This window comes from Enterococcus sp. 12F9_DIV0723 (assembly GCF_002174375.1).
Classification (GTDB): Bacteria; Bacillota; Bacilli; order Lactobacillales; family Enterococcaceae; genus Enterococcus_A; species Enterococcus_A gilvus.
Genome location: NZ_NIBK01000001.1, coordinates 1,832,841 through 1,858,158, shown reverse-complemented (window position 1 = coordinate 1,858,158; position 25,318 = coordinate 1,832,841). Strand labels below are relative to the sequence as shown.

At 42.4% G+C, this 25,318-nt stretch carries 22 protein-coding genes and 1 riboswitch; of the genes, 20 read left to right on the top strand and 2 right to left on the bottom strand.

What is annotated here, in order from left to right:
• Window positions 1-150 precede the first annotated feature (150 nt).
• From clpB to tdcB, 6 genes are all read left to right on the top strand, one after another.
• Window positions 151-2,754: an ATP-dependent chaperone ClpB gene (clpB, locus tag A5868_RS08795; protein ID WP_086303731.1), complete on the top strand. Its 2,604-nt coding sequence runs from the start codon at window positions 151-153 to the stop codon at window positions 2,752-2,754.
• Window positions 2,755-3,024: 270 nt separating this feature from the next.
• Entirely contained in the window at window positions 3,025-3,894 is an 870-nt protein-coding gene (locus tag A5868_RS08790) for a glucosaminidase domain-containing protein (protein WP_086303732.1), read from the top strand.
• Between the two features lie 218 nt (window positions 3,895-4,112).
• Window positions 4,113-5,033, top strand: a complete 921-nt coding sequence (gene cysK / locus A5868_RS08785) for a cysteine synthase A (RefSeq protein WP_086303733.1) — start codon at window positions 4,113-4,115, stop codon at window positions 5,031-5,033.
• 102 nt (window positions 5,034-5,135) lie between these two features.
• A complete protein-coding gene (locus A5868_RS08780; RefSeq protein WP_087654152.1) occupies window positions 5,136-5,573 on the top strand; it encodes a Fur family transcriptional regulator in 438 nt (145 codons plus the stop codon).
• 333 nt (window positions 5,574-5,906) lie between these two features.
• Entirely contained in the window at window positions 5,907-7,016 is a 1,110-nt protein-coding gene (gene ald, locus A5868_RS08775; RefSeq protein WP_010780667.1) for an alanine dehydrogenase, read from the top strand.
• Window positions 7,016-8,023 carry a bifunctional threonine ammonia-lyase/L-serine ammonia-lyase TdcB gene (gene tdcB, locus A5868_RS08770; RefSeq protein ID WP_010780668.1) on the top strand — a complete coding sequence of 336 codons (1,008 nt, stop codon included), beginning with the start codon at window positions 7,016-7,018 and terminating at the stop codon, window positions 8,021-8,023. Before ald ends, tdcB begins: the two co-directional genes overlap by 1 nt.
• Before the next feature lie 137 nt (window positions 8,024-8,160).
• On the opposite strand, the gene A5868_RS08765 is transcribed toward tdcB, so the two are convergent.
• Window positions 8,161-9,078: a magnesium transporter CorA family protein gene (locus A5868_RS08765; protein ID WP_010780669.1), complete on the bottom strand. Its 918-nt coding sequence runs from the start codon at window positions 9,076-9,078 to the stop codon at window positions 8,161-8,163.
• A 245-nt stretch (window positions 9,079-9,323) separates the two neighbouring features.
• Window positions 9,324-9,421: riboswitch (purine riboswitch) on the top strand.
• Between the two features lie 76 nt (window positions 9,422-9,497).
• Here A5868_RS08765 and A5868_RS08760 point away from each other — a divergent pair.
• The 5 genes from A5868_RS08760 (at window position 9,498) to purB (ending at window position 14,584) form a co-directional block, all read left to right on the top strand.
• Window positions 9,498-10,079: a xanthine phosphoribosyltransferase gene (locus A5868_RS08760; RefSeq protein WP_010780670.1), complete on the top strand. Its 582-nt coding sequence runs from the start codon at window positions 9,498-9,500 to the stop codon at window positions 10,077-10,079.
• Between the two features lies 1 nt (window position 10,080).
• On the top strand, window positions 10,081-11,367 hold the full coding sequence (locus A5868_RS08755; RefSeq protein ID WP_086303734.1) for a nucleobase:cation symporter-2 family protein: 1,287 nt from the start codon (window positions 10,081-10,083) through the stop codon (window positions 11,365-11,367).
• Between the two features lie 243 nt (window positions 11,368-11,610).
• Window positions 11,611-12,099, top strand: a complete 489-nt coding sequence (gene purE, locus A5868_RS08750) for a 5-(carboxyamino)imidazole ribonucleotide mutase (protein ID WP_010780672.1) — start codon at window positions 11,611-11,613, stop codon at window positions 12,097-12,099.
• The gene (gene purK / locus A5868_RS08745) at window positions 12,092-13,213 is read left to right on the top strand and encodes a 5-(carboxyamino)imidazole ribonucleotide synthase (RefSeq protein ID WP_174293644.1); all 1,122 of its coding nucleotides are present in this window, start codon (window positions 12,092-12,094) and stop codon (window positions 13,211-13,213) included. The genes purE and purK overlap by 8 nt, the downstream gene beginning before the upstream one ends.
• Window positions 13,214-13,288: 75 nt before the next feature.
• Entirely contained in the window at window positions 13,289-14,584 is a 1,296-nt protein-coding gene (gene purB, locus A5868_RS08740; protein WP_086303735.1) for an adenylosuccinate lyase, read from the top strand.
• Between the two features lie 37 nt (window positions 14,585-14,621).
• Here purB and A5868_RS08735 read toward each other — a convergent pair whose 3' ends face one another.
• Window positions 14,622-14,993: a hypothetical protein gene (locus tag A5868_RS08735; protein WP_086303736.1), complete on the bottom strand. Its 372-nt coding sequence runs from the start codon at window positions 14,991-14,993 to the stop codon at window positions 14,622-14,624.
• A 257-nt stretch (window positions 14,994-15,250) separates the two neighbouring features.
• Here A5868_RS08735 and purC point away from each other — a divergent pair, with 257 nt between their 5' ends.
• The 9 genes from purC (at window position 15,251) to purD (ending at window position 25,233) form a co-directional block, all read left to right on the top strand.
• Window positions 15,251-15,967 (top strand): phosphoribosylaminoimidazolesuccinocarboxamide synthase, encoded by a 717-nt coding sequence (purC, locus tag A5868_RS08730; protein ID WP_086303737.1) that lies wholly within the window; start codon window positions 15,251-15,253, stop codon window positions 15,965-15,967.
• 2 nt (window positions 15,968-15,969) lie between these two features.
• Entirely contained in the window at window positions 15,970-16,224 is a 255-nt protein-coding gene (purS, locus tag A5868_RS08725) for a phosphoribosylformylglycinamidine synthase subunit PurS (RefSeq protein WP_086303738.1), read from the top strand.
• Between the two features lies 1 nt (window position 16,225).
• Window positions 16,226-16,906, top strand: a complete 681-nt coding sequence (gene purQ, locus A5868_RS08720; protein WP_086303739.1) for a phosphoribosylformylglycinamidine synthase subunit PurQ — start codon at window positions 16,226-16,228, stop codon at window positions 16,904-16,906.
• Entirely contained in the window at window positions 16,906-19,125 is a 2,220-nt protein-coding gene (gene purL / locus A5868_RS08715; RefSeq protein WP_086303740.1) for a phosphoribosylformylglycinamidine synthase subunit PurL, read from the top strand. The genes purQ and purL overlap by 1 nt, the downstream gene beginning before the upstream one ends.
• Window positions 19,110-20,549: an amidophosphoribosyltransferase gene (gene purF / locus A5868_RS08710; RefSeq protein WP_010780680.1), complete on the top strand. Its 1,440-nt coding sequence runs from the start codon at window positions 19,110-19,112 to the stop codon at window positions 20,547-20,549. Before purL ends, purF begins: the two co-directional genes overlap by 16 nt.
• A gap of 106 nt (window positions 20,550-20,655) precedes the next feature.
• Complete coding sequence (gene purM, locus A5868_RS08705; RefSeq protein ID WP_086303741.1) at window positions 20,656-21,699, top strand: phosphoribosylformylglycinamidine cyclo-ligase; 1,044 nt, start codon at window positions 20,656-20,658, stop codon at window positions 21,697-21,699.
• Complete coding sequence (gene purN / locus A5868_RS08700) at window positions 21,696-22,268, top strand: phosphoribosylglycinamide formyltransferase (RefSeq protein ID WP_010780682.1); 573 nt, start codon at window positions 21,696-21,698, stop codon at window positions 22,266-22,268. The genes purM and purN overlap by 4 nt, the downstream gene beginning before the upstream one ends.
• Before the next feature lie 169 nt (window positions 22,269-22,437).
• Entirely contained in the window at window positions 22,438-23,970 is a 1,533-nt protein-coding gene (gene purH / locus A5868_RS08695) for a bifunctional phosphoribosylaminoimidazolecarboxamide formyltransferase/IMP cyclohydrolase (protein WP_086303742.1), read from the top strand.
• Between the two features lie 15 nt (window positions 23,971-23,985).
• On the top strand, window positions 23,986-25,233 hold the full coding sequence (gene purD, locus A5868_RS08690; RefSeq protein ID WP_086303743.1) for a phosphoribosylamine--glycine ligase: 1,248 nt from the start codon (window positions 23,986-23,988) through the stop codon (window positions 25,231-25,233).
• Window positions 25,234-25,318: the final 85 nt, after the last annotated feature.

Genomic DNA, 25,318 nt, shown 5'->3' with positions numbered 1-25,318 from the left:
CTCTCTTTCTGATAATGAGAAAATTGTAGCATTTTTTTGTTTTTCTTCATAATAATAAACGTTGATTTTGATGAGTATATCGTTTGACCTTTACTGACCAAAAGAATATACTAGTAGATGTAAATGAATAAATCTGTCGGAGGTATGACTATGAATATCGAAAAAATGACGACAACTTTACAAGAAGCAATTGCGGAAGCGCAACAAATTGCTGTAACAAGAAAACATCAAGAAATCGACATTGCGCATCTATGGAAAATATTTTTGCAACCCAATCACTTTGGGCGCAACTTTTATACGGATGCGGGAATCGACGTTGATCGATTCGAGCAAGAAGTAGACAAGGCATTAGATGACTACCCAACGGTTAGTGGTGGTAATGTCCAATATGGGCAAAACCTTAGTCAAAATTTATTTAACTTGCTGAATGAGGCAGACAAACTACGCGAGAACTTTCAAGATGATTTTCTATCAACGGAAATTGTCATATTAGCATTGATGCAATTGAAAAATTATTCCTTGACGAAATATTTGATTGCGCAGGGATTAAATGAAAAAGAAGTACGAAAAAACATTGAAGACATACGAGGAGGAGATCGAGTGACCTCACAAAATCAAGAAGAAACCTACAAAGCGTTAGAAAAATACGGTGTGGATCTAGTCCAGCAAGTAAAAAATGGAAAACAAGACCCTATCATTGGCCGAGACGAAGAAATACGAGATGTGATTCGGATTCTCTCACGTAAAACTAAGAACAATCCTGTCTTGATTGGCGAGCCAGGTGTCGGTAAAACGGCAATCGTTGAAGGTCTTGCCCAACGAATCGTAAGAAAGGACGTACCAGAGAATCTGAAAGATAAGACGGTCTTTTCTTTAGATATGGGTTCCTTGATCGCTGGAGCGAAATTCCGAGGAGAGTTTGAAGAACGTCTGAAAGCTGTATTGAAGGAAGTTAAAAAATCAGATGGGCGAATTTTATTGTTCATCGATGAGATTCATACGATTGTCGGCGCTGGAAAAACAGAAGGCAGTATGGATGCTGGAAATATATTGAAGCCTATGCTGGCTCGCGGTGAACTTCATTTGATCGGTGCTACAACATTGGATGAATACCGTCAATATATGGAAAAGGATAAAGCGTTGGAGCGTCGTTTCCAAAAAGTTCTTGTTAAGGAACCTACCGTTGAAGATACGATCAGTATTTTGCGTGGGTTGAAGGAACGCTTTGAGATCCATCACGGTGTAAACATCCATGACAATGCACTGGTGGCAGCCGCTACTTTGTCTGATCGGTATATTACGGATCGATTTTTACCGGATAAAGCAATCGACTTAGTGGATGAGGCAAGCGCAAGTATTCGTGTAGAAATGAACTCGATGCCAACGGAATTGGATCAGGTGACGCGTCGGCTGATGCAACTTGAAATCGAAGAAGCTGCTTTGAAAAAAGAAAGCGACGATGCAAGTAAGAAACGTTTGGCTAGCTTGCAAGAAGAGTTGGCAGATCTTCGTGAAGAGACCAATGCCATGAAGTTGCAATGGGAAACGGAGAAAGAGGAAGTAAATGTTGTTTCGAATAAACGGGCTGAAATTGATCAAGCCAAGCATGAATTAGAAGATGCTGAAAACAATTACGATCTCGAACGTGCAGCAGTACTCCGTCACGGCACCATTCCTAATTTAGAAAAAGAACTGGCCGATCTGGAAGAAAAAAATCAAAAGAATGACATCAGAATGGTTCAGGAAGCCGTGACCGAAAACGAAATCGCGCAAGTCGTGGGACGTTTGACTGGTATTCCTGTGACAAAATTAGTCGAAGGCGAGAGAGAAAAACTTCTAAGCTTGAATAGTACGCTCCATAAGCGTGTCATCGGACAGGAAGAAGCAGTGGATGCAGTAAGTGATGCGGTGTTACGATCACGTGCAGGCTTGCAAGATCCTAATCGCCCCCTAGGCTCGTTCCTATTTTTAGGACCAACAGGGGTCGGAAAAACAGAGCTGGCAAAAGCGTTGGCAGAAAACTTATTCGATTCAGAGGATCATATGGTACGAATCGATATGAGTGAGTACATGGAGAAGCATTCGGTGTCTCGTTTAGTAGGAGCGCCTCCAGGCTATGTCGGTTACGAGGAAGGCGGCCAATTGACAGAAGCGGTTCGTCGCAACCCGTACACGATTATCCTATTAGATGAAATCGAAAAAGCCCATCCAGATGTATTCAACATTTTGCTTCAAGTCTTAGACGATGGCCGTTTGACAGATTCTAAAGGACGTTTAGTGGACTTTAAGAATACTGTTTTGATCATGACCAGCAACATCGGGTCACAGGTATTGTTAGAGGGTGTGACGGCAGATGGAGAAATTCCAGAAGCGACGAAAGAGCAAGTACTAAGTCTATTACGCGGACATTTCAAACCAGAATTCTTGAATCGGATTGATGATACGATTCTCTTTACACCATTGAGCTTAGAGGATGTAAAAGGAATTGTTGAGAAAATCGTTCAGCATTTGTCTCAGCGATTGGAGGAACAAGACATTCAATTGGCTATTACAGAAGATGCGAAAAGCTGGATTGCTGAAAAGGCGTATGAACCGCAATACGGAGCGCGTCCTTTAAAACGGTTTATAACGCGTGAAGTAGAGACACCTTTAGCAAAAGAAATAATTGCGGGGCGTGTCATGCCGAAAACAAAGGTCTCCATCGAATTGTTTGATGACCAACTAGTCTTTCAAAATGAACCAATAAACGACTAAGCGTTATACAAACGACGATTAAAAGAACAATAGAGCGAATCATCGAGAAATGATATCTTGATGACTCGTTCTTTTTTTTATAATTAGACAGTTATAAAAAAAGCAAGTGTATTCAAACAGAAATATAACAACTATTTCATTACGGATGTTACGAAGTAATGACAAATTAGTGAATTTATGGTGTTTAAATTGTTTGTTAATTGTGATTGCATTATACTTTTAAAGTAACCAAAAATGAGGAGCTCTGCAAAAGTTTCCTGGAGGTATATAATGAATCAATATAAAACACGTACCGAAAAGTATAATTATATAAGAACGCAGCAAAAGGAAAAACGAATAAAGACTGCCAAAAAAACAGTGCCGTTATTAGGAACAGCCATGATTCTTTCTCCCGCTGTTTTAACGATGAATACCGTGAAAGCAAATGCTGCTGAGATGGGTCAAGTACAAAACCAATCAGCATTCATCGAGCAACTCGGCGCTTCTGCGATGCAAGTGTCTGCATCCAGTGATCTCTATGCGTCGATCATGGTAGCACAGGCATTAGTCGAAACAGGCTTTGGCTCTTCTCAATTGTCTTCTGCGCCGTATTACAATTTGTTTGGCGTTAAGGAATATAGCGGCGGCCCTTCTGTTACCATGAGCACGAAGGAATATTTAAACGGCCAATGGGTCACGATGAATGAACCTTTTGCCGTATATAGCAGTTATGCGGAGTCTTTCCAAGCACATGCCAGTCTTTTAGCGAGTTCATATTACGCTGGGGCATGGAAAAGCCACACGAACAGCTATCAAGATGCCGCTGTCTACTTAACGGGTCGATATGCGACAGATCCAGGTTATGCAGGGAAATTAATTTCTTTGATTCAGACGTACAACCTGACTCGCTTTGACACACCAGGAGCCGGGACAGCAGTCCAAACGACCGATCAGGCACAATCGGCAGTGACTCAAAATACGGCTCAATCAACAGAAACTGCGAGCACATCGCAAGCAAGTGGTCAATCCTACACGGTACAATCTGGAGATTCGATCTGGGGGATCGCAGAGAAATTTAATATCAGTGTAGATCAGTTATTAGCAGATAATGGTTGGAGTTCTGATTCAACGATTATGCCTGGTGACACGATCGTCATTTAATCAATTAGAGATGGAGCAGCTTGCTCCATCTTTTTCTTGCATCGATTTTGTCATAAATATCAGTATGTTTTCTGTTAAGATTCAGAATAGCTCTTTTTTCTTTCTGAAAAGCGAAAAAATCGAAGGGATTCACAATTTTTAAAGGCGAAATTCTCGCTTCTTTGCCCATTATTCGTTAGTATAAACTTACATAAGGTAAGGAATGGAGCGAGGAAAAAATGACAAAAATTTATAATTCAATTTTGGATACCATCGGTGAGACGCCTATTGTAAAACTCAGAAATATGACGACGGATGATATGGCGCAGGTTTATGTTAAACTGGAATCATTTAATCCTGGCGGAAGTGTGAAAGATCGTATTGCTCTGAGAATGATCGAAGACGCAGAAAAATCAGGAAAATTAACACCAGGTATGACGATTATCGAGCCTACGTCTGGAAACACAGGCATCGGGTTGGCGATGGTAGGTGCAGCTAAGGGCTATCCTGTTACACTTGTTATGCCCGAAACCATGAGTATTGAGCGTCGCAAATTGATGAAGGCTTATGGTGCTGATCTTGTCTTAACACCTGGTCCAGAAGGAATGAAGGGCGCAATCGCAAAAGCGTCGCAATTAGCAGAGGAAAATGGTTGGTTTGTGCCAGCTCAATTCGACAATCCTGCGAACCCAAAAGTGCACGAACAAACGACAGCGAGAGAAATCGCCAATGCATTTGAAAAAAATGGATTGGATGCTTTTGTGGCTGGTGTGGGCACAGGCGGAACAATTACAGGTGTCGGTAATGAACTAAAACGTATGTATTCAAACATCAAAATTTACGCGGTCGAACCTGAAGAATCTCCAGTTTTAGAAGGTGGCGCACCAGGTCCCCACAAGATTCAAGGAATCGGTGCAGGATTTGTTCCGAAAATTTTAAATACTGACATTTATGATGACGTGTTGCCGGTCAAAGCTAGCGATAGTATGGAAACGGCACGAGAGATCGCCAAAAAAGAAGGGATTCTTGTAGGGATTTCTTCAGGCGCAGCATTGTTTGCAGCGATCGAATTAGCGAAGAAGATGGATCGTAATCAGAAAGTATTGGTTCTGTTGCCAGATAATGGCGAACGTTACTTGTCTACTGAGTTGTTTGAATAAAACCAATATGTTTATGAAAGTCATTAATTTTTGAATCCAACTAGTATTTCCCCTCAGATAATAGTATCATTTTAATAGATAATCCAAACAGGAGGGGCTTATATGGTAAATGAGGCAGTAGATCAGGCGGTCAGAGAGTTAAAGACCGGCGGAGTTCGTATTACGCCACAACGTTATGCCATTTTGGAGTATTTAATCCAGTACCGTAATCATCCGACAGCTGATGAGATTTTCCGTTCGCTAGAAAGCCGCTTCCCAAATATGAGTGTGGCTACAGTGTACAACAATTTGAGAAAGTTCGTTGAGATCGGCATCGTTCAGGAAATGAATTACGGGGATGCAGCAAGTCGTTTTGATTTCACGAACAAGCAGCATTATCATGCAATTTGTACAGAATGTGGAAAGATTGTTGACTTTTTCTATCCTGGATTAGAAGATGTAGAAATGGCATCAAGTAAATTGACAGGTTATCAAATCAATAAGCATCGTTTAGAAGTTTATGGTTTGTATCCAGATTGTCAAACAACGGCTGAGGAATAATTCCTCAGCCTTTTTTTCATTCAAATGCACGATTCAAATGCTAAGACAAATGAGAAAAATCACACAATAACGTGCAAGCGATTGCACGTTTTTTTATTAAAAGAACTTTTTAAAGAGAATAAAAAAATACAAAATGAAAGTATTCTTATTTAAGAATGCTGATTTAACAGTGTTTTGAGAAAAAAATAGTCGGTAAAATGAACGGGGTTATTGAAAAAATGAGATATCAATAACACTTGAGTCGTGTTTGTTGTTTAAAAAAGGCATTGTGATATATTAAACATGTTCTGAAGTTAAAGAACTTCAATAATAATTTTGTAGGAGTGATTTACTGTGAAAATCGGCGTAATCAAAGATCCAAAACAAGGTGAAGCTCGTGTAGGTATGACACCTGAAAATGTAAAAATTTTAGTAGAAGCAGGCAACGAAGTATTGGTCGATGACCATGCGGGTGCTGGATCAGGTTTTACTAATGAACAATATGTTGAAGCTGGCGGAAAGATCGTAGACACAGATACAGCGTGGACAGCGGATTTAATCGTAAAAGTAAAAGAACCAATGGAAAGTGAATATCACTATTTCAAAAAAGGTCAAATTATATGGGGCTTCTTGCATTTAGCTGCAAATAAAGCCTGTGTTGAGAAAATGATGGAAGTTGGCGTGACCGCTTTATCTGGTGAAAACATCTCAATCAACGGTGTATTAGAATTATTGAAACCAATGAGTGCGATCGCTGGACGACGTGCTGTAAACTTGGGTCAATATTATTTAGAAAAACAACACGGCGGAGAAGGCATCTTGCTTCCTGGTATCGAAGGTGTTGAAGCAGGAACTGTTGTGATCTTAGGTGGCGGGAACGCTGCGGAAAACTCAGCAGATATGGCTGTTGGGATTGGCTGCCACGTCATCATTCTTGAAGTCAACGAAAACCGCATCAAACAATTGCAAGAGCGCTACAAAGATCATAATGTAGATGTACTTGTTTCAAATACTGAAAACTTGGAAGAAAAAATCAAAGAAGCAGATGTATTTATCTCAACAGTCTTGATTCCAGGAGCAAAACCACCAAAATTAGTGAAAGAATATATGGTTGAATCGATGAAACCAGGTTCTGTGATCGTGGATATCGCGATCGACCAAGGTGGTACAGTTGAAACGATCGACAAACCAACGAACCATGCAGATCCAGTATTCACGAAACACGGAGTCATCCATTATGCAGTTCCAAATATGCCAGGTGCTACACCAAGAACAGCAACGATCGCATTAGCGAAAGGAAATATTTCTTTCCTTAAAGATGTTAGTGTGAAAGGCTTAGAAGAAGCATTGAAATCAGATGAATCATTAGTATCAGGATTAAGTGTTTATAATGGAAAAGTTGTTTCCAAAGCGTTAGCAGATTCAATTGACGTACCTTTTACTGAAATAGGAGATGTTTTATAATGACGGACACAATGACAAAGCTGCCTGTATCTATCGAAGATATTCATGAAGCAAAAAATGTCGTAAAACAATATGGACGTGTCACACCGTTGATTCAATCAATGTTCTTGACTGCAAACACTGGCGGACAAGTTTTCATGAAATTAGAAAACATGCAATTAACAGGGTCCTTCAAATTCCGCGGGGCGTTTAACAAAATCGCACATTTGACACAAGCGGAAAAAGACAAAGGCGTTATCGCCGTTTCGGCTGGGAACCATGCACAAGGCGTAGCATTGACTTCTAAATTACTAGGAATCGAAAGCACGATCGTTATGCCGGAAACTGCACCGAAAGCGAAAGTGGAAGCAACAGAAGGCTACGGCTCAAAAGTGATCCTTCACGGCTCTGGTTTTGACGATGCGAAAGCTTATTGCGAAAAAATCGTTGAAGAAACAGGCGTAACTTACATTCCTCCTTATGATGATGAATATGTCATGGCTGGTCAAGGAACGATTGGTCTTGAAATTTTGGATTCAATTTGGGATGTGGACACTGTTATCGTACCTGTCGGCGGTGGCGGCTTGATCTCTGGTATTGCAGTAGCAATGAAAACATTCAATCCAAACATCAATATCATTGGGGTCCAAGCAGACAATATCCATGGGATGACTGCTTCATTCCGAGCAGGGAAAAAAGTTGGCTATAAAAAAGCCGCAACGATCGCTGACGGCTGTGCAGTAGAATTTCCAGGAAACTTGACGTTTGAAGTTGTTGAAGAATTAGTGGATGATATGGTTACTGTATCTGAACAAGAAATCGAAGTAGCGATGAAAGACTTGATCCAACGTACAAAAATTGTCGTTGAAGGTGCGGGCGCTTTAGCAACGGCAGCGATTCTTTCTGGAAAAGTAGACAAGTATGTAAACGGCAAAAAAGTGGTTGCTGTCGTATCCGGCGGGAACGTAGACTTGAACCGTATTACAGATGTTATTGGACACTTCTCAGTAGCGAACGAATTGAAATAGAAGAAACCATTAAAATTTAAATGTAAAGTTTTTTAGAGAAATACTTTACAAATGTAAAGCCGATCGACGATTTACTATGTTTTTGAATAGTAAAATGCCGATCGGCTTTTTATTTGATTTTATAACCTAGGGATCAGTCAAGCATCGTAATCTTTTTTGAACAAGTAAACGCCGCTGACAATGGAGACGATCAATGCTAAAAGGACGACCATGATTGAGCCTATTTCAGAATCATGCCATAGGAGTCCGCCTGTATTGATCCCCCATAGACTGAAGATAAGTGTGGGCAGTGCGAGAAGCAAAGAAGCCGTATTTAAAAACTTCATTAATTGGTTTAGTCGGTTGTCCATCATGCTGTCGATCAAGCCGCTGATCGAACTCAGCATTTCGCGATAGATCTGCACAGAGGTGGTTGCTTGCTTTGTCTGCAATTCGATTTCGATCGCTAAATCTCTATCGGAAGAGACAAGACGTGAATCTAGTAGCTGGTTAATGGTTTTCCGCTGCTCCTTCAAGAGGTTGTCGATATAAACAAGATTTTTCTCGGTGTGCGTCGTTAATTCGAGAATGTTTTTATTGGAGCCGTTGGAGGTCCCTTGGCTGATTTCTTCGATGGTTTTTCGTTGTTCCTTCAAAAATGTCAGATAGTGCTGGTTGATGGTTTGCAGCAAGTGAAGAATCAGTCCAGCCTTAGTAAAGATTTCCGATTGATAAGACTGCAATACTTCATCCATCAGTGATTGTTCACTCACGGTGATCAAGACATCCGAAGTGAGGAACACGGTAACGGTCGAAGATAGGGATTCTGGTTCGTCGATAGACTCAATATTAACAAACAACATCAAGCAGAGAGGGGTATCATTTTCTGTCTGGAATTTCTTGAAAAAGGACACATTGGAATACTTTTCACCCAATGAGAAAAAATTTCCAGGCAGGTTATAATCCTTCCGCAAACGGTTTCTTTCTTCGTCTGTAGGATTGGAGACAGATAACCAATTTTTTTCGGTGGTACTTTCTTGTATGCCTTTATTTGAAATGGAAAAGAAATCAATCAATGGAAAAGCCTCCTTGTCTCTTTCTGATAGTGATCTAATCATCTCAAATTGAGGAATGAATGCCAATTATTTTGAATCGATTCCTTGTTTCACTTGTCTTTCTTCCATCAAAGAATAGGAAAACACTTTTTTTAAAGTGAGACAGTCATGGAATTCAACTATCAATCTTCTCATTTAAAGCAATTCCAGTTTACAGATCGTTTCAATCTGCTATAATATTTTCATATTTCATAAACTTCAGTGAAAATTTTCATTAGAAGTGAACTTATATATCGTCATAATATGGATGACAGTTTCTACCTTGTGCCGTAAACGCAAGACTATAAGTAAAAATCGTACGGTTACGTACCTTTTTTGCTTTGCAGATGAGGTGCGTTTTTTGTATTAATCAAAAAACGACAAGAAAAGGAGAAATAATAATGAGAGAATTGACAGATCGCATCAAGGAAAATGGCCGCGTTTTAGGTGAGGGCGTATTGAAAGTGGATGAGTTTGTGACACACCAAGTAGACCCTGAATTGATGGATGCCATGGGCAAACGTTTAGCAGAAGTGTTTGAAGAGAAAAACATCACTAAAGTAGTGACGATCGAAGCTTCAGGGATCGCACCTGCTGTATACGCCGCTCAAGCATTAAAGGTGCCAATGATCTTTGCTCGCAAATCGAAAAGCTTGACGATGGATGAAGAGCTGCTGACAGCTTCGGTTTATTCATTTACAAAACAAGTAACCAGCACGATTTCGATTTCTCGTAAATTCCTTTCTGCAGAGGACAATGTTTTATTAGTCGATGATTTTTTAGCCAACGGACAAGCCGCTAAAGGATTGATTGAACTGTGTCAACAAGCTGGAGCAACTGTTGCCGGAATTGGTATTTTGATTGAAAAATCCTTCCAAGACGGCCGTCAGCTGATTGAAGACATGGGCATCCCAGTTGTTTCCTTAGCGAGAATCGCTTCCTTACATGACGGTAAAGTAACGTTTATCGAGGAGGACGCATAGAGTGACAAGTGAAACAGGAAATGGAAAATCAGCAGTTTTAGGTTTGCAGCATCTTTTAGCCATGTATGCTGGCGCGGTCGCAGTACCCCTTTTGATCGGAACAGGTTTGGGATTCAATGAAGCTCAAATGACGTATTTGATTTCGATCGATATTTTTATGTGTGGCGTAGCAACGCTCTTACAATTAACAGTCAACAAGTTTTTTGGGATCGGCTTGCCAGTTGTTTTAGGATGTGCGATTCAAGCAGTTGCGCCGTTGATCCTGATTGGTCAAACACATGGGGTAGGAACGGTTTACGGATCGATCATCGCCGCAGGGATATTCGTTGTTCTAATTTCCGGTTTCTTTTCAAAGGTAGAAAAATTATTTCCGCCAATCGTGACGGGTACGGTCATTACGACGATCGGGCTAACATTGATTCCCGTAGCAATCACTAAAATGGGCGGCGGCGATGCTGCGGCGAAAACTTTTGGTGATCCAACAAACTTGATTTTGGCATTTGTAACGATCCTATTGATTTTAGCTGTGCAAGTCTTTGGTCGTGGATTTATCCGTTCGATCGCTGTATTGGTGGGATTAGTCGGAGGCAGTGTTTTAGCTGCGCTGTTAGGTCAAGTGGACCTGGCAGCTATCGGACATGCGCCGATGTTCCATGTTCCGCAACCTTTTTATTTTGGCACACCCAAATTTGAGCCATTTTCTATTTTATTAATGATTATTATTTCAATCGTAAGCATGGTTGAATCAACTGGGGTGTACTTTGCATTAGGAGATATCGTCGGGAAAGAAGTAAAAGAAGACGATTTGAAACGCGGCTATCGTGCTGAAGGATTGGCTGTCATTTTAGGTGGGTTATTCAATACCTTCCCGTATACAGGCTTTTCACAAAATGTGGGATTGGTTCAATTGTCTGGCATCAAAACACGACGTCCCATTTATTTCTCCGCCATCTTTTTAATTATCTTGGGACTTTTCCCGAAAGTCGGGGCATTAGCTCAAATCATCCCTGAGCCTGTTTTAGGCGGGGGCATGCTGGTCATGTTCGGTATGGTAGCTGTTCAAGGGATGAAAATGCTGTCGAAGGTCAATTATAATGATGAAAAAAATCTCTTGATTATCGCCATCTCTATTGGATTCGGCTTAGGCTTCAACGCTATGCCAATGCTGTTTTCAAAACTCCCTGAAACAGTTCAAATGTTTACTGGGAACGGCATCGTGATGAGCAGCGTATCTGCCATTGTTTTGAATTTGCTCTTTCATGGCTACAAAAGAGAGAAAAACGACTGAACAAAACACAGCTTCGGCTGTGTTTTCTTTTATCCGATAAAAACACGAACAATATATTAAAAAACTCTATTAATATTCGAATTGTCTTTTGACTTCATACATTGGACTTGCTAGAATAAACGTGAATAATAAAAGAACAATTGCTCATCGAGTCTCTTATTTTGATCTGTCAGGAAAAGTGAATGACAGGACTTGAAGTAAACAGCTCGGAGCAGGTAGTTAGTGACTAGAAGGGAGCAATTTATGAAGCCGGAAATTGCAGTTATTATGGGGAGTACCTCAGATTGGGAAACAATGAAGCACGCGTGTGACAGCTTGGATGAATTGGAGATCTCTTATGAGAAGCGTGTTGTTTCAGCGCATCGCACACCCGACTTAATGTTCGACTTTGCGGAAAAGGCACGAGAACGCGGCATCAAGGTGATTATTGCTGGAGCAGGGGGCGCCGCTCATTTGCCAGGAATGGTCGCTGCAAAAACAACTTTGCCAGTGATCGGTGTGCCGGTTCAATCGAAGGCGTTGAACGGATTGGATTCCTTATTGTCTATTGTTCAAATGCCTGGAGGCGTCCCCGTGGCTACCACAGCGATCGGAAAAGCTGGTGCAACAAACGCAGGACTACTTGCGGCTCAGATGCTTTCAATGTATGATAAAAAAGTAGCTGATCGTTTAGAAAAAAAACGTCAGCAAATGACAGAAACTGTATTGGAAAGTAGTGAGCAACTTGGTTAAATCGTTAAAACCAGGCTCTACGATTGGTATCGTAGGCGGAGGACAATTAGGCCGAATGATGGCTATCAGCGCAAAGGAAATGGGCTTTCGCACAGGAGTGATCGATCCGACGGAGGATTGTCCGGCTGCGCAAGTATCCGATTGGCACATTGTGGCCGATTATGATGATCAGATGGCATTGGAAGAAATGGCCCGCAGATCACAGGTAATTACGTATGAATTTGAGAATGTGGATGTGGATACGATCAACCATATTCAACATTACGCAAACATTCCTCAAGGGACAGATTTGTTAGCGATCAGCCAAGATCGTTTAATGGAAAAATCCTTCTTGGAAAACAACAATATCGTTATCGCACCGTATGCAACAATTATTAGTCCGACGGATATTCAAGATGCTATTGAAGGAATCGGCTATCCTTGTGTCCTAAAAACGACGCGCGGCGGATATGACGGCCATGGACAATATGTCTTAAAAAGTACGGCCGATTTGGCTCCTTCAATGAACCTTTTGCGTCAAGGAACCTGCGTCTTGGAAGCGTGGATTCCTTTTGAAAAAGAATTGTCTGTCCAGGTAGCAGGAAATAATATTGGCGATTACGTCACATTTCCAGTAGTTGAAAATGTCCATCGAAACAATGTTCTCCATGAAACGATCGCACCGGCTGGGATCGATGCAGCCGTTGCAAAAGAGGCGAGCCGGATCGCGAAAGTAATCGCTCGTGGGGTAGACCTTGTAGGAACGCTTTGTGTGGAGTTTTTCTTGACCAAAGCAGGCGCGTTGTATGTAAATGAAATCGCCCCTCGTCCACACAATTCAGGACACTACACGATTGAAGCCTGTACCATGAGCCAATTCGATGCGCATATTCGCGGGATCTGTGGATGGCCTTTAAGCGAACCGAAATTATTATCAAACGCTGTAATGGTCAATGTCTTAGGGGAGAATCTCTTGAAAACCTATGAATTGATTGATCTATGGCCAGACTGGCACTTTCATTATTATGGTAAAGCCATGCCGAAAAAGGGTCGTAAAATGGGGCATGTCACTATCTTGACTGAAAGCATCCAACGAACACTAGACGATATCAAGAAAACGGAAACGTGGGATTAAACCAGTTGTAAAAGGATTACGAACGTTACGTAAGAAAAGTATCGAAATAACAAGTACGTTAAAAGGGAGAATACAATGATAGATCGCTATACAAGAGCTGAAATGGGAAATATCTGGAGTGACGAAAATCGCTATAAAGCATGGCTGGAAGTTGAAATCTTAGCCGACGAGGCATGGGCAGAGCTTGGTGAGATCCCGAAAGAAGATGTTGAAAAGATTCGCGCAAACGCGGGGTTCGATATTGATCGTATCTTAGAGATCGAGCAATCGACAAAACATGATGTCGTTGCCTTCACACGTGCCGTTTCAGAAACATTGGGCGAAGAACGGAAATGGGTTCATTATGGATTGACCAGCACCGATGTCGTGGATACGGCGTATGGTTACTTGTACAAACAAGCCAATGATATTTTACGCCAAGATTTGCAAGACTTTTTGACTATTGTCGGCGAAAAAGCGAAAGAGAACAAGAACACAGTAATGATGGGACGGACCCACGGTGTTCATGCTGAGCCAACTACGTTTGGTCTGAAATTAGCGACGTGGTATTCAGAGATGAAACGCAATATCGAGCGCTTTGAGCATGCGGCTAAAGGGGTAGAAGCTGGGAAAATTTCAGGGGCTGTAGGAACATTCGCGAATATCCCGCCTTTTGTTGAAGAATATGTCTGTGAAAAATTAGGTATTCGCCCGCAAGAAGTATCGACTCAGGTATTGCCTAGAGATTTACACGCGGAATACTTTTCAAGCCTAGCTTTGATCGCTACGTCAATTGAGCGCTTTGCGACAGAAATTCGTGGTCTGCAAAAATCTGAAACGCGTGAAGTGGAGGAATTTTTCGCAAAAGGACAAAAAGGTTCTTCTGCTATGCCTCACAAGCGCAATCCGATTGGTTCTGAAAACATGACTGGGTTGGCCCGTGTTGTAAGAGGTCACCTGATCACTGCCTTTGAAGACGTGGCTTTATGGCATGAACGCGATATTTCACATTCATCAGCAGAACGGATCATTACTCCAGATACAACGATTCTTGTGGATTATATGCTGCATCGCTTTGGTACGATCGTTAAAAATCTGACCGTGTTCCCAGAAAATATGAAGCGCAACATGCAGGCGACATTCGGGTTGATTTATAGCCAACGTGTGCTATTGAAATTGATCGATAAAGGAATGACTCGAGAAGAAGCCTATGATCTAGTGCAGCCAAAAACAGCTTACGCATGGGATCATCAAGTGCAATTCCGTCCGCTACTTGAGGAAGATGAGAAAATCACGAAGGTATTGTCTGAATCTGATTTAGACGATGCATTTGACTATAATTATCATTTGAAAAATGTCGATAGCGTATTTGAACGCGTAGGTCTTAAATAAAAAAATCTCTTGCCGAAGGGCAAGAGATTTTTTTGTTTCACGCATAAGAGTAAACATCTACGAAACAACTTTCATGAAGTTCCTGTAATAAGCAATCCACCAACTGGTACTCATAAGAATGGGTGTTTAATAGAATCTCGATCCGATAAGAATTCTTCAAAAACGAATGAACCTTAAATTGTTTGATCACTAAGGTATCTTGTGCTTGATTAGAGAAATTTAAACATTGCATCGCTTGAGATTGCTTTGGATGCAACATTTTTTTTAAATTTCGGTACGAGTAAAAACTGGTTCCTTGATTGAGATTGTGTGTAGTATCTAGTCCCAATAGGGCATTTAGCAATTGTTGTTTTTCTGTTTCTTCCATTGAATTAAGAAATGTATGAGCTGCTGCACCCGCGTCTAGCATAAGCGATTCCTCCATCTAATTCTTTCGAGTTTAATATAGCATCATTCGCTTAAAATGTAAACGTTATCTCTTAGTGGTTAAGATAATTCCAAGTGATAGGATCAACTAAAACACGAACGTTATACAGTTTTTATGATTATAATATCCGATAAAGCTTTGAAAAAGTGAGGGGCAGTTGTTACACTAAAGATGAAGTTGATAAACGAACGATTTGAACATTATGTTTCATAATGTTCAGAAAAAAGGGGCGCACTAACGTGGAAAAAACGACTTTATTGTATGAAGGCAAAGCAAAAAAATTATTTAAAACAGACGATCCAGCGATTGTTTGGGTCGAATACCTCAATCAGGCAACTGCTTTAAACGGTGCAAAAAAAGATCAAATTAGCGGTAAAGGCGAACTTAATAACCAAATCACTGCTCAAATCTTTAATTTTTTAAAAAGTAAAGGAATCAACAATCACTTTATCGAACTACTGTCAGAGAAGGAACAATTGATTCAGACGGTCGAGATCATTCCATTGGAAGTAGTGGTAAGGAATGTCGCAGCGGGAAGTTTTTCAAAACGATTGGCGATACCAGAGGGAACCCCACTGAATAGACCCATCGTAGAATTTTATTATAAAAACGATGCGCTGGACGATCCAATGATCATTGAGGACCATATTGAATTCCTGCAACTTGCAACGACGGATGAGATTGCCCAGTTGAGAAAAATGGCTTTAGAAGTCGACGAAGCGTTGACGGCGCTATTTGACTCGATGGATATTACGCTGATTGACTTTAAATTAGAGTTTGGTCGTCAGAAAGATGGGTCGATTTTACTAGCAGATGAAGTTTCTCCGGATACTTGCCGTTTATGGGACAAGAAAACGAAGGAACATTTAGACAAAGATATTTATCGTCGTGACTTAGGAGATATTATCCCGGTATATCAAGAAGTACTAAATAGATTAGAAAAGCGAGGAGAATAAGAATGTATTTTGTGAAAGTTTATGTTACGTATAAGGATTCTGTGTTAGATCCCCAAGGAGAAGCAGTAAAGGGTGCGGTTCATCGTTTAGACTATGATGAGATCGAAGAAGTACGTATCGGGAAATATTTTGAAATCAAAGTGGCGAAAAATGATCGCCCTGTAGAAGAAATGATTGAAGAAGTTTGTGATAAATTATTAGCCAACGTAAACATGGAGACGTATCGCTACGAAATTTTGACAGCGGAGGAAGTGTAGCATGAAATTTGCAGTCATTGTATTTCCCGGTTCAAATTGTGATTTAGATATGTACTGGGCAATGAAGGAAATCATGGGAGCTGATTGCGAGTATGTTCGATATGATTCCGACAGTCTAGAAGGGTTTGATGGTGTATTGCTTCCAGGCGGATTCTCTTATGGAGACTACTTACGCTGCGGTGCAATCGCTCGGTTTGCGGCGATCATGTCGGAGGTTATTCGGTTTGCTGAAGAAGGAAAGCCTGTTTTTGGGACCTGTAATGGGTTTCAGATCCTGACAGAAGCTGGTCTTTTACCTGGTGCGCTGCGTCGCAATGATTCCTTGAAATTTATCAGCAAGATCACACCACTCACTGTTGTGAATAACCAAACAAAATTTACTTCTGAATATGAAGCGAATGAAACGATCCAAATTCCTGTTGCCCACGGTGAAGGAAGCTATTATTGCGATGAAGAAACTTTGGCTGAGCTAAAGGCGAACGATCAAATTGTCTTCACTTATGAAGGTGAAAACATCAATGGAAGTGTCGCAAATATCGCAGGGATCACGAACAAGGCAGGAAATGTCTTAGGGATGATGCCGCATCCAGAACGAGCAATGGAGACATTACTGGGTTCTGATGACGGAAAGAAATTCTTCGCTTCAATACTAACTAATTTTGGAAAGGTGACTGCAAACTAATGATGAAAGTTGAACCTACAGCTCAAGAGATCAAAGATCAGCGCATTTATGCTGGATGGGGGTTGACTGATGAGGAATATCGCCTGATTTCCGAGGACATCCTTGGCCGCCTTCCGAATTATACAGAAACGGGCTTATTTTCTGTTATGTGGAGCGAGCATTGTTCGTATAAAAATTCGAAGCCTGTATTACGCAAGTTCCCAACAGAGGGGGCACAAGTGTTGCAAGGACCCGGAGAAGGTGCTGGGATCGTGGACATTGGTGATGGACAAGCGGTTGTTTTTAAAGCAGAAAGCCACAATCATCCTTCCGCAGTCGAACCATATGAGGGGGCAGCAACAGGTGTTGGCGGGATCATTCGCGACATTTTCAGTATGGGTGCCCGTCCGATCGCTATTTTAGATTCGTTGCGTTTCGGTGAGTTGACTACCGCACGCACGAAGTATTTATTAGAAGAAATCGTTGCAGGAATCAGTGGTTATGGAAATTGTATCGGTATTCCGACTGTCGGCGGAGAAGTGGCATTCGATGCTTGTTACGAGGGAAATCCATTAGTCAATGCGATGTGTGTGGGCTTGATCGACCATAAGGATATTCAAAAAGGCCAAGCAAAGGGCGTTGGCAATTCGATCATGTACGTTGGGGCTAAAACGGGTCGAGATGGTATTCATGGCGCAACGTTTGCTTCTGAAGAATTTGTTGAAGGGGAAGAACAACAGCGTTCAGCCGTTCAAGTAGGCGATCCCTTCATGGAAAAACTTTTATTAGAGGCATGCTTGGAATTGATTTTAGAGCATTCGGATATTTTGGTTGGAATCCAAGACATGGGAGCGGCCGGCTTGGTTTCTTCTAGTTCAGAGATGGCTTCAAAAGCCGGCTCTGGGTTAAAACTGTATTTGGATGATGTCCCGCAGCGAGAAACACAGATGACCCCTTACGAAATGATGCTTTCGGAATCACAGGAGCGGATGCTGATTTGTGTGGAACAAGGGCATGAAGAGGAAGTTGTGGCATTGTTCAAACGCTATGAGTTGGATGCAGTGACTATCGGTGAGGTAACGGATGACGGGATGTACAGCTTGTATCATCACGGAGAGGAAGTCGCGAATTTGCCCGTTGATGCATTGGCTGAAGATGCGCCTGTGTATGAAAATGAAAAACGCGAACCCGCACGTATCCAAGAATTCGCAGCGATGGCTGATTTTGAACCACAAGTTTCTGATGGGACAGAAACATTATTGGCGTTATTGCAGCAGCCGACGATCGCTTCAAAGAGAATGATCTATGAGACCTATGATTCTCAGGTTCGAACAAATACGGTTGTCAGACCCGGGAGTGACGCCGCTGTTTTACGGGTTCGTGGAACAAATAAAGCCTTGGCGATGACGACTGACTGTAATGCTCGGTACCTGTATTTGAACCCTGAAGTAGGCGGTCAAATCGCAGTTGCTGAAGCGGCACGTAATATTATTGCTTCTGGCGGACAGCCTTTGGCGATCACAGACTGTTTAAATTACGGTTCTCCAGAAAAACCAGAAGGCTTCTGGGAATTGTGGACTTCGGCAGACGGTATTTCAGCGGCTTGTCGTACATTGAATACACCAGTTATTTCAGGAAATGTGTCCATGTACAATGAGACGAACGGGAAAGCGATCTACCCAACACCAATGATTGGTATGGTGGGCTTGATCGAGGACTTAGCTCACATTACGACTCAGGAGTTCAAGAATGCGGACGACTTGATCTATATTGTTGGCGAAACAAAGGACGATTTCAATGGAACTGAAATTCAAAAAATGCAAACAGGAAAAATTGAAGGAAAATTGATGGACTTTGATCTCGCTGTCGAAAAAGCAAATCAAGACTTCGTTCTTGCCGCGATCAAAGCGGGTCTCATTGAAAGTGCTCATGACTGTGCAGAGGGCGGATTGGCAGTAGCCATCGCTGAGTCAGCATTCACGAATCATTTAGGTGTTGAGATTACTGTAGATATGCCTATCGAAACTCTTTTTGCAGAAACTCAATCTCGTTTTGTTCTATCAGTAAATCCAGAGAAGCAAGTGGACTTTGAGACTTTAGCAGGGAAGAAAGCTTTGAAGGTCGGAAAGGTGACGGATTCCGGGAACCTACGCATGAACGCTGTGGGCGGTGAGATCACAGTCGCTACAGAGGAAGCTGAAAAATTATGGGAGGAAGCCATTCCATGTCTAATGAAGTAAAAAGTTTAAATGAAGAGTGTGGCGTTTTCGGCATCTGGGGTCACCCAGATGCTGCACGCGTCACTTATTTTGGCTTGCATAGTTTGCAGCACCGTGGTCAAGAAGGTGCTGGAATCGTTAGTAATGACAGCGGCAAATTAATGAGTACTCGTGGTCTAGGATTGTTGTCTGAAGTCTTTAAAGATGAGCGCCAGTTAAACCAGTTAACAGGGCAGGCAGCGATTGGTCATGTGCGCTATGCGACGGCGGGAAACAGTAGTGTCGATAATATCCAGCCTTTTCTATTCAATTTTTATGATGGGGATTTTGCGTTAGCTCATAATGGAAATTTGACCAATGCAAAAAGTTTGCGAAAGGAATTGGAAATTGATGGAGCCATCTTCCATTCAAACTCTGATACTGAAATTTTGATGCACTTGATTCGCCGCAGTCAAAAGGAAACGTTGTGTGAACGAATGAAGGAGGCCCTGAACACGGTCAAGGGCGGCTTCGCTTACCTGATGCTGACAGAAGAATCGATGGTGGCGGCACTTGATCCTAACGGCTTTCGCCCGTTGTCTATTGGACAAATGGTCAATGGCGCGTATGTCGTAGCATCGGAAACGTGTGCGCTGGAAGTCGTTGGGGCCACGTTTATTCAAGATGTGAATCCAGGGGAGATCATCACGATCAACGATGAAGGCCTAAAAGTCGAACACTTTACGAAAGAGACACAACACGCCATTTGTTCAATGGAATATATTTATTTTGCCCGTCCCGATTCAAACATTGCTGGCGTGAACGTTCACAGTGCACGCAAAAACATGGGGCGCATTTTGTCACAGGAAGACGGCATTGATGCAGATATGGTGGTGGGTGTCCCAAATTCATCCTTATCAGCGGCAAGCGGCTATGCAGAAGAATCAGGCATCCCTTATGAAATGGGGTTAGTAAAAAATCAATATGTCGCCAGAACGTTTATCCAGCCAACTCAAGAATTGCGGGAGCAAGGGGTGCGGATGAAGCTTTCGGCTGTCCGAGGTGTCGTTGAGGGCAAACGAGTTATTATGGTGGATGACTCGATCGTCCGCGGGACAACGAGCCGCCGCATCGTAAACTTATTAAAAGAAGCAGGTGCGAAGGAAGTTCACGTGCGCATTGCTTCGCCTCCTTTACGCTATCCTTGTTTTTACGGGATTGACATACAAACCCGCAAAGAGCTGATTGCGGCCAATCATTCAATTGAAGAAATTCGCGAACTGATCGGCGCAGATTCTCTTTCTTTTTTAAGTGAAGAAGGACTGATCAACGCTATTGGGTTACATTTTGACGCACCCTATTCAGGGTTGTGCATGGCCTATTTTAACGGAGACTATCCGACACCGTTATACGATTATGAGGCACATTACCAAGCAACACTGAAGGAAAAGACTTCGTTTGTCTAAAGCGGCTGATATCAAAGGACCAGGCGCATGATAGATGCGGTAAAGGGGTCAATAAATTTTCTGTTTTTCTAAATGAACCAACAAAAACGAATAAGGGGCGAAACGAGTGGGAAATGCATATTCCAGAGCTGGTGTAGATGTTGAGGCCGGTTATGAAGTAGTGGAGCGTATCAAAAAGCATGTGAAAAGGACCGAAAGATTAGGCGTCATGGGTGCCATCGGCGGATTTGGCGGCTGTTTTGACTTGAGCCAATTCGATGTAAAAGAGCCTGTTCTAGTCTCAGGAACAGACGGGGTCGGAACAAAATTGATGGTAGCGATTCAGGCGGACAAACATGATACGATCGGGATCGATTGTGTCGCTATGTGTGTGAACGATATCGTAGCACAAGGAGCAGAACCGTTATACTTTCTAGATTACATCGCAACAGGAAAAAATGTACCCGCGCGATTGGAACAAGTGGTTGCTGGTGTTGCGGAAGGCTGTGTGCAAGCAGGAGCAGCCTTGATCGGTGGAGAAACTGCTGAGATGCCGGGAATGTATGGTGAAGACGATTATGATCTTGCAGGGTTTACAGTGGGAATCGCTGAGAAAAGCCAAATGATCACCGGCGAGAAAATTTCGGAGGGCGACATCTTAGTTGGTTTGCCTTCTTCAGGAATTCATTCAAATGGCTACTCCTTAGTTCGGAAAATTTTCTTTGAAACGAATCATTTTTCATACGACGAGAAGCTGCCGGAGCTTTCTGGCACTCTCAGCGATGAAATTTTGACACCAACAAAGATTTATGTTGACGCAGTAATGCCTCTGATCAAAAAGGAATTAGTGAATGGGATCGCCCATGTGACGGGTGGCGGCTTTGTAGAAAATTTACCAAGAATGCTGCCGGACGCATTGGCCTGCGAGATCCACTTAGATGCGTGGCCTGTTTTACCGATCTTTGACGCGCTAGCAAAGTACGGAAAAATTCCTGAAATGGAAATGTACGAAATTTTCAATATGGGGATTGGAATGGTCTTGGCTGTTTCTCCAGAAAAATTAGACGCTGTCAAAGCGGATCTCACTGAACGAAACGAAGCCTTCTTTCTAATCGGCAAAGTGACGAAAAAAGAGGAAGCAGCGATTCTTTTCAAAGGGAAAAAAATATGAGAATAGCCGTTTTAGCTTCAGGAAATGGGTCGAACTTTGAAGTGATCGCTCAGGCCGTCAAAGATAAAGAGATCCCGGCCGAGTTGGTTTTGCTGTTTTCTGATCATCGCGATGCCTATGTGTTAGAACGAGGAAAGAAATTTTCGATTCCTTGTGAGAGCTTCGAGTTGAAAGAGTTTCCTGATAAGAAAAGTTACGAAGCAGCCCTGTTAAAGAAATTGAAGGATCACGAGGTTGAATTGGTCGTATTAGCGGGGTATATGCGCATTATCGGCGAAGACTTGTTAACAGCATTTCCGAATCGAATCGTCAATATCCATCCAGCCCTGCTCCCTGATTTTCCAGGTTTACACGGGATCAGAGACGCCTATGAGGCAGGGGTAAAGGAAACAGGCGTGACGATTCACTATGTCGATCGCGGCGTGGACACAGGACCGATCATTGCTCAAGGGAAAGTATCTGTTGCTGAAACAGACAGCTTGAGTGATTTAGAAACGAAGATCCATGCAGTTGAACACCAGCTTTACCCTCAGGTTTTAGCAGAAATTGTAAAAGAATCTGACAACTGAGAAGTTTACACATACTAAGCGAATCGCTCTAAAACTTTACAAATGTAAAGAAAAAGCGAGAAAAACTTTTCAATTGGAAAGTCAAATGCCTAATTGCTTGGTATTCGATATACGTATTTAGTCGTTCACAAACAAAATGAATTCATTACTATGAATAAGGAGAATCATAATGACAAGAGCATTGATTAGTGTTTCAGATAAAACCGGAATTGTAGAATTTACTAAAGGATTGATTGACGCAGAGATTGAGATTATTTCTACGGGCGGGACTAAAAAAGTACTAGACGATGCCGGACTATCGACCTTGAGTATTGACGAAGTTACTGGTTTTCCAGAAATGATGGACGGCCGCGTGAAGACGCTGCATCCAAAAATCCATGGTGGGTTATTAGGCCGCCGCGATCTAGCAAGTCATTTAGAGGCAATGCAGGCGCAGGATATTCTGCCGATTGATTTTGTTTGCGTAAATCTCTATCCATTTAAAGAAACGATCTCTAAAGCAGACGTCACGGAGGCAGAAGCGATTGAGAACATTGATATCGGCGGGCCAAGCATGCTTCGTTCCGCTGCGAAAAACTTCGCATCGGTAACGGTCGTTGTTGATCCAGAAGATTATTCACTTGTGTTAGCAGAAATGAAAAGTAATCAGGCGACTACGTTAGAAACGCGGAAACGTTTAGCGGCGAAAGTTTTCCGTCACACTGCGGCCTACGATGCCTTAATCGCAGAATACTTAACGAATCGTGTAGAAGAGCTGGAACCAGAAAAAATGACGTTGACCTATGAGCTGAAGCAAACGCTGCGGTATGGGGAAAATAGTCATCAAACGGCTGCTTTTTATCAAAATGCCCGACCGGTTTCTTATTCGATTGCCAGTGCGGAACAATTACACGGGAAAGAATTGTCCTACAATAATATTAAGGATGCCGATGCGGCTATTCGTATTGCCAGAGAATTTTCCGACCCTACTGTAGTGGCACTGAAGCATATGAATCCATGTGGGATCGGTAGCGGCCGAACGATTGCAGAGGCGTATCAATTTGCATATGAGGCAGACCCTACTTCTATCTTTGGCGGTATCTTAGTCGCAAACCGCGAAATCGACCTAGAAACAGCAGAAGAAATGCACAAGCTATTTTTAGAAATTATTATTGCTCCAAGCTTCAGCAAGGAAGCCTTTGACGTATTATCAAGCAAGAAAAACCTGCGCTTAATGACGTTGGATTTCAGCAACACGAACAGCGATCAGCAAGAAGTGGTGTCTGTTCTAGGTGGATTGCTTGTTCAAGAGCAAGATGTTGTGACAGAAATTCCAGAAGAATGGGAAGTAGCCACAGATCGGAAACCAACAGACGAAGAGCTGAAGGCATTGGCATTTGCTTGGAAAGCCGTGAAGCATGTAAAATCGAATGCGATCGTTGTCGCAAACGCTCATCAAACCGTCGGCGTTGGTGCAGGTCAAATGAATCGAGTAGGCTCCGTAAAAATTGCTCTTGAAGAGGCAAAAGGCCGGATGGAAGGGGCAGTTTTAGCGAGTGATGCTTATTTCCCAATGGATGACAGTGTAGAATACGCGGCACAGCATGGAATCAAGGCGATCGTTCAGCCGGGTGGAAGTATTCGTGACAAGGATTCAATCGCGATGGCTAATAAATATGGCGTAGCGATGGTCTTCACAGGCGTTCGTCATTTCAAACATTAATTTGAGGAGGATTCAATGAAGGTATTAATTATTGGCAGCGGTGGACGTGAACATGCGATTGCGAAAAAAATGCTGGAAAGTCCAAAGGTAACAGATGTCTTTTGTGTAAAGGGCAATCCTGGCATGAAAAAGGACGGGATTCAGCGCGTCGATATTGCAGAAGATGATCACGAAGCGCTGATCTCATTTGCAAAAGAACAGGGCATCGCTTGGACCTTTGTAGGACCTGAGATTCCGCTATTAAATGGGATCGTGGATGATTTCCAAAAAGCTGGATTAAAAATATTTGGTCCGAATAAAGCAGCCGCAATGATCGAGGGTTCCAAGGAATTCGCGAAAAAACTCATGGTGAACAATCAAATCCCGACAGCGGAGTATGAAGCCTTTACTGACTATGAGGCAGCGTGCGCGTATGTCAGAGAAAAAGGCGCCCCCATCGTCATCAAAGCGGATGGGTTGGCAGCGGGCAAAGGCGTTACTGTTGCACTCACCTTAGACGATGCGCTGCAAGCATTGAAAGAAATGATGACGGATCATCGCTTCGGTGAGAGTGGTGACAAAGTCGTGGTGGAAGAATTTTTAGCGGGGGAAGAATTTTCACTACTCGCATTTGTAAAGGACGAAGAAGTCTATCCAATGGTGATCGCTCAGGACCACAAACGTGCTTATGATGGCGATCAAGGTCCGAATACTGGCGGGATGGGGGCTTATTCACCAGTCCCTCAAATTTCTTCAGAGATGGTAACGTCTGCGTTAGAAAAAATAGTCAAGCCAGCCGCTTTAGGAATGATCAAAAATGATACGCCCTTTACAGGAATCTTATATGCTGGATTGATCGCGACAGAAAAAGGACCAAAAGTCATTGAATTCAATGCTCGCTTTGGTGATCCTGAAACACAGGTCGTCCTGCCTCGACTGACAAGTGATCTTGCACAGATCATTGATGATTTGCTGAACAATCGTAAGCCAGAGCTGACTTGGAGCGAACGAGCGTCCGTGGGCGTCGTATTGGCGGCAGAAGGCTATCCGAATGACTATAAAAAAGGGATGGATATACCAACCTTCAATGACCAAGTGACCGTCTATTATGCAGGAGTCGCTGAAAAGAATGAGGCAACCGTGGCTTCAGGCGGACGAGTACTCTTAGTAGAAGCAGAAGCCGACACGATTGAAGCAGCGCAAAAGAAAGTTTACCAAGCGTTGGATGAAGCTACTACCAAAGACTATTTTTATCGCCGGGATATTGGTGATAAATCAAAATAATTAAAAAAAGGCCGACGGGTCTTTTTTTTTGGTTATAGGAGTAACCGGATTAAAAAAATGACAGTTTTCATTAAAAATGGTAAAC

Coding starts and splice junctions, on each gene's coding strand:
- purF (WP_010780680.1), top strand. CDS start 19,110: ATGTCTAATGAAGTAAAAAGTTTAAATGAAGAGTGTGGCGTTTTCGGC.
- purS (WP_086303738.1), top strand. CDS start 15,970: ATGTATTTTGTGAAAGTTTATGTTACGTATAAGGATTCTGTGTTAGAT.
- A5868_RS08760 (WP_010780670.1), top strand. CDS start 9,498: ATGAGAGAATTGACAGATCGCATCAAGGAAAATGGCCGCGTTTTAGGT.
- purD (WP_086303743.1), top strand. CDS start 23,986: ATGAAGGTATTAATTATTGGCAGCGGTGGACGTGAACATGCGATTGCG.
- purH (WP_086303742.1), top strand. CDS start 22,438: ATGACAAGAGCATTGATTAGTGTTTCAGATAAAACCGGAATTGTAGAA.
- purB (WP_086303735.1), top strand. CDS start 13,289: ATGATAGATCGCTATACAAGAGCTGAAATGGGAAATATCTGGAGTGAC.
- purN (WP_010780682.1), top strand. CDS start 21,696: ATGAGAATAGCCGTTTTAGCTTCAGGAAATGGGTCGAACTTTGAAGTG.
- purQ (WP_086303739.1), top strand. CDS start 16,226: ATGAAATTTGCAGTCATTGTATTTCCCGGTTCAAATTGTGATTTAGAT.
- cysK (WP_086303733.1), top strand. CDS start 4,113: ATGACAAAAATTTATAATTCAATTTTGGATACCATCGGTGAGACGCCT.
- A5868_RS08780 (WP_087654152.1), top strand. CDS start 5,136: ATGGTAAATGAGGCAGTAGATCAGGCGGTCAGAGAGTTAAAGACCGGC.
- purE (WP_010780672.1), top strand. CDS start 11,611: ATGAAGCCGGAAATTGCAGTTATTATGGGGAGTACCTCAGATTGGGAA.
- A5868_RS08790 (WP_086303732.1), top strand. CDS start 3,025: ATGAATCAATATAAAACACGTACCGAAAAGTATAATTATATAAGAACG.
- purL (WP_086303740.1), top strand. CDS start 16,906: ATGATGAAAGTTGAACCTACAGCTCAAGAGATCAAAGATCAGCGCATT.
- A5868_RS08735 (WP_086303736.1), bottom strand. CDS start 14,993: ATGCTAGACGCGGGTGCAGCAGCTCATACATTTCTTAATTCAATGGAA.
- tdcB (WP_010780668.1), top strand. CDS start 7,016: ATGACGGACACAATGACAAAGCTGCCTGTATCTATCGAAGATATTCAT.
- clpB (WP_086303731.1), top strand. CDS start 151: ATGAATATCGAAAAAATGACGACAACTTTACAAGAAGCAATTGCGGAA.